Origin of the sequence: Actinomyces bowdenii (assembly GCF_017592395.1) — a bacterium.
GTDB lineage: Bacteria > Actinomycetota > Actinomycetes > Actinomycetales > Actinomycetaceae > Actinomyces > Actinomyces bowdenii.
Genome location: NZ_JAGFOU010000032.1, coordinates 32,620 through 42,304, shown reverse-complemented (window position 1 = coordinate 42,304; position 9,685 = coordinate 32,620). Strand labels below are relative to the sequence as shown.

8 protein-coding genes and 1 riboswitch are annotated in these 9,685 nt (G+C 72.1%); of the genes, 1 reads left to right on the top strand and 7 read right to left on the bottom strand.

Annotated features, from left to right (window positions below):
- The first annotated feature begins 174 nt into the window (after window positions 1-174).
- Window positions 175-1,059: an IS3 family transposase gene (locus tag J5X07_RS11945; RefSeq protein WP_208479948.1), complete on the top strand. Its 885-nt coding sequence runs from the start codon at window positions 175-177 to the stop codon at window positions 1,057-1,059.
- A 181-nt stretch (window positions 1,060-1,240) separates the two neighbouring features.
- Here the strand turns inward: J5X07_RS11945 and J5X07_RS11940 are convergent, their stop codons facing one another.
- From J5X07_RS11940 to sucD, 7 genes are all read right to left on the bottom strand, one after another.
- Window positions 1,241-2,551 (bottom strand): dicarboxylate/amino acid:cation symporter, encoded by a 1,311-nt coding sequence (locus tag J5X07_RS11940; RefSeq protein ID WP_424924139.1) that lies wholly within the window; start codon window positions 2,549-2,551, stop codon window positions 1,241-1,243.
- Between the two features lie 206 nt (window positions 2,552-2,757).
- Window positions 2,758-3,054, bottom strand: a complete 297-nt coding sequence (locus J5X07_RS13150; RefSeq protein ID WP_124933026.1) for a DUF3017 domain-containing protein — start codon at window positions 3,052-3,054, stop codon at window positions 2,758-2,760.
- A 976-nt stretch (window positions 3,055-4,030) separates the two neighbouring features.
- The gene (gene purH, locus J5X07_RS11930) at window positions 4,031-5,860 is read right to left on the bottom strand and encodes a bifunctional phosphoribosylaminoimidazolecarboxamide formyltransferase/IMP cyclohydrolase (protein ID WP_243896817.1); all 1,830 of its coding nucleotides are present in this window, start codon (window positions 5,858-5,860) and stop codon (window positions 4,031-4,033) included.
- A gap of 97 nt (window positions 5,861-5,957) precedes the next feature.
- Window positions 5,958-6,044: riboswitch (ZMP/ZTP riboswitch) on the bottom strand.
- 30 nt (window positions 6,045-6,074) lie between these two features.
- Window positions 6,075-6,404 (bottom strand): ATP-binding cassette domain-containing protein, encoded by a 330-nt coding sequence (locus tag J5X07_RS11925; RefSeq protein ID WP_279596211.1) that lies wholly within the window; start codon window positions 6,402-6,404, stop codon window positions 6,075-6,077.
- Window positions 6,405-6,434: 30 nt separating this feature from the next.
- Window positions 6,435-7,091, bottom strand: a complete 657-nt coding sequence (gene purN, locus J5X07_RS11920; protein ID WP_341769472.1) for a phosphoribosylglycinamide formyltransferase — start codon at window positions 7,089-7,091, stop codon at window positions 6,435-6,437.
- Between the two features lie 127 nt (window positions 7,092-7,218).
- Window positions 7,219-8,712 (bottom strand): cell division protein PerM, encoded by a 1,494-nt coding sequence (locus J5X07_RS11915; protein WP_341769471.1) that lies wholly within the window; start codon window positions 8,710-8,712, stop codon window positions 7,219-7,221.
- On the bottom strand, window positions 8,709-9,683 hold the full coding sequence (gene sucD, locus J5X07_RS11910) for a succinate--CoA ligase subunit alpha (protein ID WP_124933023.1): 975 nt from the start codon (window positions 9,681-9,683) through the stop codon (window positions 8,709-8,711). Before sucD ends, J5X07_RS11915 begins: the two co-directional genes overlap by 4 nt.
- Between the last annotated feature and the right edge of the window lie 2 nt (window positions 9,684-9,685).

Genomic DNA, 9,685 nt, shown 5'->3' with positions numbered 1-9,685 from the left:
TAACCAAGCAGTACCCCTACCTCATGGCGCACTGGGCCTGGGTCCACTCCTTTTGGTGACCAGGAATGACAAGAGCCGTGTAACGGGAGACTGTTACGCACGGTTCCGTGGGAGCCCGGGGGTGAGATTCCCCCGGGCCACCCGACCGGCGGCCTTCTTCGCGAAGGAACAGCAGTGACCCAGAAGTATGAGCTCATCAATCGCGAGGAAGGCAACTACCCGATCTCCTCGATGTGCCGCTGGTCGAAGGTATCCCGATCGGGCTACTACTCCTGGAGGGATAGGCCTCAGTCCCGCCGGGATATCAGGAGGCAGGAACTAGCCTCCATGATCGAGACCGAGTTCAATGCCTCCGATGGGACTTACGGCTACCGGCGCATCACGGCCCGCCTGGGGCGCCGGGGCGTGAGCGTGCACCGTGACACCGTGCGCGGCCTGATGCGCCAAGGCGGCTTGGTTGCGGCCCCGCTGTGCCGAAAGGTCCGTACTACCATCCCGGCGTCCGACCTGGAGGCCAGGCCCGACCTACTGAAGCGCGACTTCGCCGCTCAGGCGCCGGGAGCCAAGTGGGTGGGTGATATCACCTATATCCGCACCTGGGCGGGGCTCGTTTATCTGGCCACTGTTTTGGACTGCGCCACAAAGAAGGTGGTGGGCTATGCGATGGCCGATCATATGCGTACCTCCCTGGTGTGCGAGGCTATCGATATGGCCGTGCGCAACTGCCCTACTGTGAAGGGTGAGACGATCTTTCACTCCGACCGAGGCTCTCAATACACCTCCGAGCAGTTCTCGGCACATCTGGGCAAGTACGGCATTCGCGCCTCGGTGGGTCGCACCGGGGTGTGCTGGGATAACGCGTGGGCGGAGTCCTTCAATGCCACATTGAAGAATGAGAGGGTGTATCGGATGGTTTACCCCACGCGCAAGAAGGCTATGGACGACATTGCCTCATGGATCGAGCTGACATACAATCACACCAGGCTGCACTCAGCACTAGGATACCGCACACCAAACGAGGTCGAACGCGAACTCCTAGACCACAAACAAGCAGCCTGACCCACACAACAACCACAGTCCGAAAAACGCCTAGCACTCCACAGCGCCCCTTGGGGGTCAATGGTGCATTAGCGTGGGTCATGAAGGCCTCCGGTTGGTGATGCGAGACTGGTTAACCCACATCCTGCCGGAGGCCTTCACCCACCACCCCACCCGTTCACAACCTCCCAAGGAAGTACACCTAGCGCTCCTGGGCTCCGTCGGCACCCGCGGCCTGGGCGGATGCCTGGAGGTCCTCGGGGCTGACCACGCCCTCGACGCTGACGCGGTCGAGGTAGGCCATGCCGTCGAAGGCGAGCTCGCGGGCGTTCTCGGGGTCCCCCTCAGCGCCGATGCGTCCACCGGCGAGGCGATCGACCACCAGGGCGATAGCCCCATCACCGGTGACATTGGTGGCCGTGCCGAAGGAGTCCAGGGCGATGTAGGTGGCGATCATGAGGGCCACCTGCTGCTCATCGAAGCCCAGCATCGAGGACAGCAGGCCGGTGGCCGCCACGATCGCACCGCCGGGAACACCCGGGGCGGCCACCATGGTGATGCCCAGCATGAGGATGAAGCCGAACCACTGCACGGGGGTGACGACCAGGCCCTGGGTCAGGACGATGGCGAAGGCGAAGGCGAAGATCTTGGAGGTCGAGCCCGCCAGGTGGATGGTGGCGCAAAGCGGCACGGTGAAGGAGGCCACGGCGTCGGACACGCCGTTCTGCTTGGCCTGGCGCAGGGTCACCGGGATGGTGGCCGCCGAGGAGGAGGTTCCCAGGGCGGTGACGTAGGCCGGGAGCATGGTGATGACGGCCCGCAGGGGGTTCCTGCCCGAGATGAGCCCCGCCACCAGGTACTGGGAGGCCAGGATGACCACCTCCAGCAGCAGCACCACGACCACGACGTTGAGCAGGGTGCGCATGATCTGCCAGGCCTCGCCGGTGTAGGTGAGGTTGAGGAAGATCCCGAAGATGTGCAGGGGCAGGAGGGGGACGATGATCCGCTCGATGAGGCTGGTGATGATGGCGCGGAACTCGATGAAGCCCTTGCGCAGGACGCCGCGCGGCACCATGGACAGGCCGATGCCCAGGAGGAAGGACAGCAGCAGGGCCGTCATCACCTCCACGGCGGGCGGCATCTCCACGGTGAAGTAGCTCGACAGCGCACTGCCCGGCTCCTCGACATCGGACAGGGCGCCGTGCCCCACCAGGCGGGGAAGGACCGCGGCGCACACCAGGTAGGTCAGTGCGCCTGCGAAGATGGTCGAGCCGTAGGCGATGGCCGCGCAGATCCCCAGCCACTTGCCCGCTCCGCGCCCCAGGTCGGCGATCGCGGGGGTGACCAGGCCGATGATGATGAGCGGGATGGAGAAGGTGAGGAACTGGCTGAACAGGTCGGAGAAGGTGGCGAAGGCATTGCCCACCGCCGCGGGGATGAGGTGGTGCCCGCCGATCCTGATCGAGCCGAGCAGCAGGGCCAGGACGATGGCCAGGACGACCCAGGTGAGCATGCCGCCGGGGACTCGGGAGAAGAGGGAGCTGGAGCTGCGCCCGCCCACGGGAGCCTGTGACATGAGCGTGCCTTTCCGTATGTCAGGCAGACGGCGCTGGAGAGCCGTCGCGGATGGGGACAGCCTGCCATATCGGCCACCATTCGGGCGCATCCCGCCCATGGGGCGGCTGGCCGGGGCCGCGGCGCACCGCCCGGCCCCGGCGCTCACAGGAGGCGGGGCAGGTCCACGTTGGGCGAGAGCAGGAGGATGATGAGCGCCAGGACGAGGCCGAAGACGACGTCGAAGACGCGCCCGCGCGCCGCGATCCAGGAGCCGTCGGGGCGCTGGAGGCGGATGAGGGCCAGGGCCAGGAGGCCTGCGGCCAGCCACAGCACGGCCAGGCGCTGGTGGCCCAGAAGGCTGAGGACCGGTACGGAGAGAAGGCCCAGGGCCACGACGAGGACGCCTACAGTGCGGTAGGACTGATGGCGTGCGGACCGCTGCGGCTCCTCCTGGCTCACAGCGGCAGTCTAGTTGCACTTCCCCGGGAGGTTGCGATCGGGGTGGGTGGGCTCCTGGTGCCCTCCCCGGTTCGGGGTGGTCCGGGGTGTGGGGCCCTTGCGCTGGACGGCCTTGGGGCGCCGGCCTGCCCCGGAGCGCCTGCTGGGCATGCCTGCCCGGCGCCCGCCCGGCGCGCCGGGCCCTCGGGTCGCTGGGCCTGACGACTGGCCCTGATGGCTGGGGGTGGGTTCCGGGGGCGTGCCCAATCTCCTCTTATGTCCCACGGGCTGGGCCATCGGCTGGGCCCGGGGGTGCTGGAGCGGGCGCTGGTGGCAGCCCTGGAGGTCCTTCCACCGCCCCGCGCATCTACTGTTTCGTATCCATGCTGGTCAGGGTCCATATGCCTGAGGCGCCCGGGGGTGGATCGCGCTGGAAGGCCTTCAGAAGCGCCGCCCTTGGGAACCTGTTGCGGCCCCCGGCCTGACGGGATCAGCGATCCCGTCGGCCTTCCCCAGGGAAGCGGTCAGCACCGTCGGGGTGGGCAGGGCCGGGAGCAGTGCGCCTGGAGGGTGGTTGGGGCTTCAGGTTGGGCATCGCAGCCCGCCACCGCCCTGGCCCGCCGCCAGACCGGGCCCACCATCCCCGGGCCACGGCCCCCGGGGGCGGGCAGACCCAGCAGGCCCGGCCGATCCGGATGATCCAGCGCTTCCGGGCCGCGGCGCTGCACATCTTCGGCTCCGCGCGGGCGGGGGCCGGCCCCAGGATCGGCGTGATTCCGGGGGCCGGTCTGGCCATTGCCGGCCGAAGATGTGCAACGGGCACAGGGCTGCACATCTTCAGCACCGCTGCGGCCCTGAAACCCCGACCTTTTCGCATGATCCGGTCGGCCCGGCCCTTGAAGATGTGCAGCAGGACGTCATCATCGCGCGGCCTCCCTCCCACTGGGAGGGAGGCCCTCCGCCAACCCCCGCTGGCCACAGCTGGCCTCAGCGGATGTCAGTGGGCGAAGTGGCGGGCGCCGGTGAGGTACATGGTCACGCCAGCCGCCTGGGCCGCGGCGATGACCTCCTCGTCGCGGATCGACCCTCCGGGCTGGACCACGGCGCGCACCCCGGCGTCGATGAGCACCTGGAGGCCATCGGCGAAGGGGAAGAAGGCGTCGGAGGCGGCCACGGCGCCACGGGCCCTCTCGGGCACGGCGGCTTCGAGGACCTCAGCGGCATCGGCCCCGCCCACGGCGCCCTTCTCCGCCCCCGCCGCAGCACCCGGCCCACCGCCCGACTCGGTGCCCGGCTGCGCGGCGGGCGCCTGGGCAGCGTCGCCGGTGCTGCGCGCGCCCAGGGTGTTGGCGCGCTCCACGGCCAGAGCGCAGGAGTCCACGCGGTTGACCTGCCCCATGCCCACGCCCACGGTGGCGCCGCCGCTGGCCAGCAGGATGGCGTTGGAGCGCACGGCGCGCACGCTGCGCCAGGCGAAGACCAGATCCTCCATGAGGGCCTCATCGGCGGCCGGCCCGGCCACCAGGCGCCAGGCGGCCGGGTCGTCCCCGGGGGCGTCCAGGGCGTCGCGCCGCTGGATGACGGCGCCCCCGGAGATCTGCTTGATCTCGTAGTCCTCGTGCTGTGGGGGCTGGACCTCCAGCAGGCGCAGGTTCTTCTTGGCCGACAGGATCTCCACGGCCTCGGGCTCGAAGCCGGGGGCGGCCACCACCTCGGTGAAGATGGGGGCGATCTGGCGGGCCATCGCCGCGGTGACGGTGGCGTTGGTGGCGATGACGCCGCCGTAGGCCGAGACGGGATCGCAGGCGTGGGCCCTGCGGTGGGCCTCGGCCACGTCCCCGGCTGCCGAGACGGCGATGCCGCAGGGGTTGGCGTGCTTGACCACGGCCACGCACACCTGCTCGCCGTGGTCTCGCACGGCGCGCAGGGCGGCGTCGGTGTCGGTGTAGTTGTTGTAGCTCATGGCCTTGCCGTGCAACTGGCGCGCCCCGGCCACTCCCCCGCTGCTGCCTGCCAGGCGGTAGACAGCGGCTCCCTGGTGGGGGTTCTCCCCGTAGCGCAGGGTGGAGAGGCGCTCGTAGCCGGCGCCGAGATAGGCGGGCGGGACGGCGGGCCCGGGGTCGTGAGCGTGCTGCCCATCGGCGGGGCGCCCAGCATGCCCGGCGCCCCGGCTCACCTGGGCACCCCCGTCCCTCTCGGTGCGCTCGGCCATCCAGGTGGCCACGGCGGCGTCGTAGGCGGCGGTGTGGGCGAAAGCGGCCGCGGCCAGGGCTCGGCGCTGGGCCAGGGTGAAGCCGCCGGTCTCCAGGGCGGTGACGACGTCATCGTAGGCGGCCGGGTCAGTGACCACCGCGACGCTCGGATGGTTCTTGGCGGCGGCGCGCACCATGGCGGGCCCGCCGATGTCGATCTGCTCCACGCAGGCGTCGAAGGGCGCCCCGGAGGCGACGGTCCGGGCGAAGGGGTAGAGGTTGACCACCACCAGGTCGATGGGCGCCACGCCCAACTCGGCCAGCTGGCCCATGTGCTCGCGCTTGCGGCGGTCGGCCAGGATGCCGGCGTGGATGCGCGGGTGGAGGGTCTTGACCCGCCCCTCCAGGCACTCGGGGAAGTCGGTGACCGCCTCCACGGGGGTCACCGGCAGGCCGGCGGCCGCGATGGTCGCGGCCGTGGAGCCGGTGGAGACGATCTCCACGCCCGCCCGGGTCAGGGCCGCGGCGAGCTCGGCCAGGCCGGTCTTGTCATAGACCGAGACCAGGGCGCGGCGCACGGGCAGGCGGTCGGGGCTCTCCAGGCCCTCAGTGGGCACGTGGGCGGTGGGGACCAAGGCTGGGGGCGTGGGCGCCCCGTCCTGGGTGGCGGAGGGGGCGGCTGAGGGGTCGGGGTGTGCGGTCACGGGATGCTCCTGTGGTGCCAGCGGGTCGGCGGGACGCCCAGGCGGGCGACGTCCCCTCCGCATGTCCGGGCCGCTCCCCGGTGGTGGTCCACCCTCGCCAGTCGCGGCAGGCCCAGGATAGACCCATACGGCCCCACCCGACGGCTCAGTGCAGGGGCATGACGGTGCCGGCGGCCTCAATGAGCAGGGGGTCGTGGGTGGCGGTGAGGATACCGACGCCGTCGTCGACCAGCTCCCGCAGGTGGGCGACGACCCGGTGGGTGGTGGCCTCATCCAGGGCGGAGGTGCTCGAGCGGCGCAGGGGCCCGGCGCCCACTGTGATGGCCTCCAGGGCGGTCCCCTCCCATGACACGCCGCTCTCCTGGGGCAGCAGGAGGCCGGCGAGGATCCGTAGCAGGATCGACTTGCCCGAGCCGGTACGGCCGGTGACGGCGAGCATCTGCCCGCCGTGGAGGTCCAGGCCGAGGTCCTCCAGGAGGTGGCGGGGGCCGCCGGTCGCACCGGCTCACACCCCCTCCCCCGGTCCTCCGGTGCGGCTGTGCCGGGCCAGGCGGGCGACGACGTCGATGAGCTGGGGGGTCTCGGCGGCCTTGATGCGCTCGGTGAGGGAGTCCTCGTCGTCGCCGTCCAGGACCGCCACCTCCACCTGGGCGATGATGGCGCCGGTGTCCACGCCCTCATCGACCCAGAAGACGGTGGCCCCGGCGCGGCGCGCCCCTGCCGCCAGGGCGTCGCGCACCGCGTGCGCCCCGGGGAAGTCGGGCAGCAGGGAGGGGTGGGTGTTGATGATGCGCCCCGGGAAGCGGCCCAGGAACCCCGGGCCCAGCAGGCGCATGAAGCCGGCGCACACCACCAGGTCGGGCTCGTGGACGGCCACGGCCCGGGCCAGGGCCTCATCCCAGTCGGCCCGCTCGGGGTGGTCGCGCGGGGGCACCACCGCGGTGGGCACACCCGCGTCCTCGGCGTGCCCCAGCCCCGCGCACGGCCGATCGGCGACGACGCCCACCACCTGCGCCCCATAGGCCGGATCCTGGCAGGCGCGCAGGAGGGCGGCCAGATTGGAGCCGGTGCCCGAGATGAGGACAACGAGCCTGGCCGGACCGAGGCGGCCGGAGTCGGCGATCATCTCGCCCCGACCCGGGGAGCCCGGGGGCTGTTCCACGGCCGCATCCCTGCTCGCGTCCCGGGCCGCATTCCTGGTCGGGCGCATCGGCACCCCTCCTCGCTCCTCACTCGACTCGCCCGGCGCCGCCCCGACGGGCTCAGGCCTGCCGGCCGCCCGCTCCCTCTCAGGCCTGCTCATCATCCTGCTCGCTCTCCAGTGGCTGACGGTCCGACGACTGGCCCGCTGCCTGCTCGCGCCAGTTGCGCCACGGGCTGGGAGGGCGCGCCGCCGTGGCGGGGCGCCCCTGCGCCGCCTGGCCCGCCTCCACGGGTTCATGGGGGCTGGAGGCGCTGCCGGGGCTGCCCGCGCTCCCAGGACCGGCAGCGCCGGGAGTGGTCGCGCTGCGGGCGCGGGCCGCGCGGCGCCCGCGGGCGGACTCGGCCGTGGAGTCCATCGTCTCCCCCACCCGCTGGCGGGCAGTGGTGGCGGCCTCGGTGGCCGCCTGGGCGGTGGTGCTCACGGCCCCGGAGGCCAGGCTCAGGGTGTAGGGGTGGGACAGGACCGCGATCGCGCCCAGCCCCGCGGAGACCTCCAGGAAGACCAGCAGCATCGCATAGCCGGTCTTGGGCCCCACCTCCGCCATGGCCCCCGGCCCCACCGGGCCCGAGGCCGCCAGGCAGGCGGCGCCCATGCCGAGGGAGACCACGGCCCCCGCCAGCAGGGCCGCGGCCACGGCGTAGCGCACCCGCAGGGAGTACAGGACCCGGCGCCGTCGCCACGCGGCCACCATGGCGCCCGCGGTGATCACCAGGGGCAGGAAGAGCCCCACCCCTCCAAGGGGGCCGGCAGGAAGCAGGCCCAGCAGCGGCAGGGAGGGCACCGGCCCGGGAGCCACCCGGTCAGGGGCGAAGACAGTGCCCTCACCCACCGCGAAGCCCGAGCCCACCAGCCAGGACGCGGCCCATACCAGGGCCGTGGGCAGCCAGGCGGCCTGCAGGGCGATGAGCCCCAGGGAGGCTAGGATCCCCCCGCCCGCCAGGGAGTCATGCAGCTGGGAGACGCGGCCGGCACTGGAGACCGCCGCGGCCAGGAGCACCAGGAGGCTGAGGACCCCCAGGGCCGCGGCCGCGCCGCGCGCCAGAGACAGGCCCGGGCTCACCCAGTGCGGGCGCATCGCCCACCACCGGTCGAGCACCGCGGGGAGCAGCCCCTCAGTCCTGAGATGCCAGGCGATGACCAGGCCGCTGAGCAGGCTCAGGCCCACCACCGCGGGCCAGGTGCGTGAGCCCATCGGGCCCGACTGCGCCACCAGGGCGGCGATTCCCGTGGCGCAGGCCCAGGTCCAGACCCCGCTGAGGAGGCCGGCAGGCCGGGCGCGCCGCACGCAGTTGCGGGTCCACAGCCACTGCAGAACGGTGATCCCCAGCAGCGGCAGGCCCAGGACGCCGCCCTCGGAGTCGGCCACGCCGATGCTCCCGCCGAAGGCCAGGCCCCACAGGCCCGTGCCGGCGCGCAGCGCCTGGCCCGCGCTCAGGGCGGCAGCCGCGTCCAGGCTGGAGGCCGACAGCACCACCAGGACGGTGATGAGGACCACGAGGATCCAGATGGGGAGGACCGACTCCAGGCCGGCCCTTAGGGCCCACCCCCAGTCGTGGGGGCGCAACCGCTTGAGATTCACTCGCACCCGCCTGCGGGACCAGCCTGCCCGCCGCCTGCGGCTCCACCGGCCTTGGCCCGGTGGAGCTCACGCGCGATCCGGGCGGTCTGGCTGGGGGTGCGCCCCACCTTGACACCCGCGGCCTCCAGGGCCTCCTTCTTGGCCTCGGCGGTGCCCGCCGAGCCCGAGACGATGGCCCCGGCATGGCCCATGGTCTTGCCCTCGGGGGCGGTGAAGCCGGCGACGTAGGCCACGACCGGCGTGGTCATGTGGTCGCGGATGTAGAGGGCGGCGCGCTCCTCGGCGTCCCCCCCGATCTCACCGATCATGACCACCAGCTCGGTGTCGGGGTCGGCCTCGAAGGCCTCCAGGGCCTCGATGTGGGTGGTGCCCACCACCGGGTCCCCGCCGATGCCGATGCAGGTGGTGAAGCCCAGGTCCCGCAGCTCGTGCATGAGCTGGTAGGTCAGGGTCCCGGACTTCGAGACCAGGCCGACGGGCCCGGGACCGGTGATGTCGGGCGGGGTGATGCCCACATTGGAGCGGCCCGGGGAGATGATGCCGGGGCAGTTGGGGCCGATGAGCCGCACGCCGTGGGCGGCGGCGTGGGCGCGCATCCAGGTGGCATCGGCCACCGGGATGCCCTCGGTGATGACCACGACCAGGCGCATGCCGGCGTCCACCGCCTCGGTGACGGCGGCCTTGGCGAAGGCCGGCGGCACGAAGACGACGCTGACCTCGGCGCCGGTGGCCTGGCGGGCCTCGGCCACCGTGCCGTGGACGGGGACCTCGACGGTTCCGGGGCTGATCCCCCCCGCTGCGGGGCCCACGGGGGCGACGTCGAAGGCGACGGTCGTGCCCGCCTTGCGCGGGTTGACCCCGGCTACGACCTTAGTGCCGGCCGAGAGCATGCGGGCGGTGTGCTTGCGGCCCTCGGAGCCGGTCATGCCCTGGACGATGACGCGGTCGGTCTCGGTCAGGAAGATGCTCATGG

Coding starts and splice junctions, on each gene's coding strand:
- sucD (WP_124933023.1), bottom strand. CDS start 9,683: ATGAGCATCTTCCTGACCGAGACCGACCGCGTCATCGTCCAGGGCATG.
- J5X07_RS11940 (WP_424924139.1), bottom strand. CDS start 2,551: ATGCTCACCTGGGTCGTCCTGGCCATCGTCCTGGCCCTGCTGCTCGGC.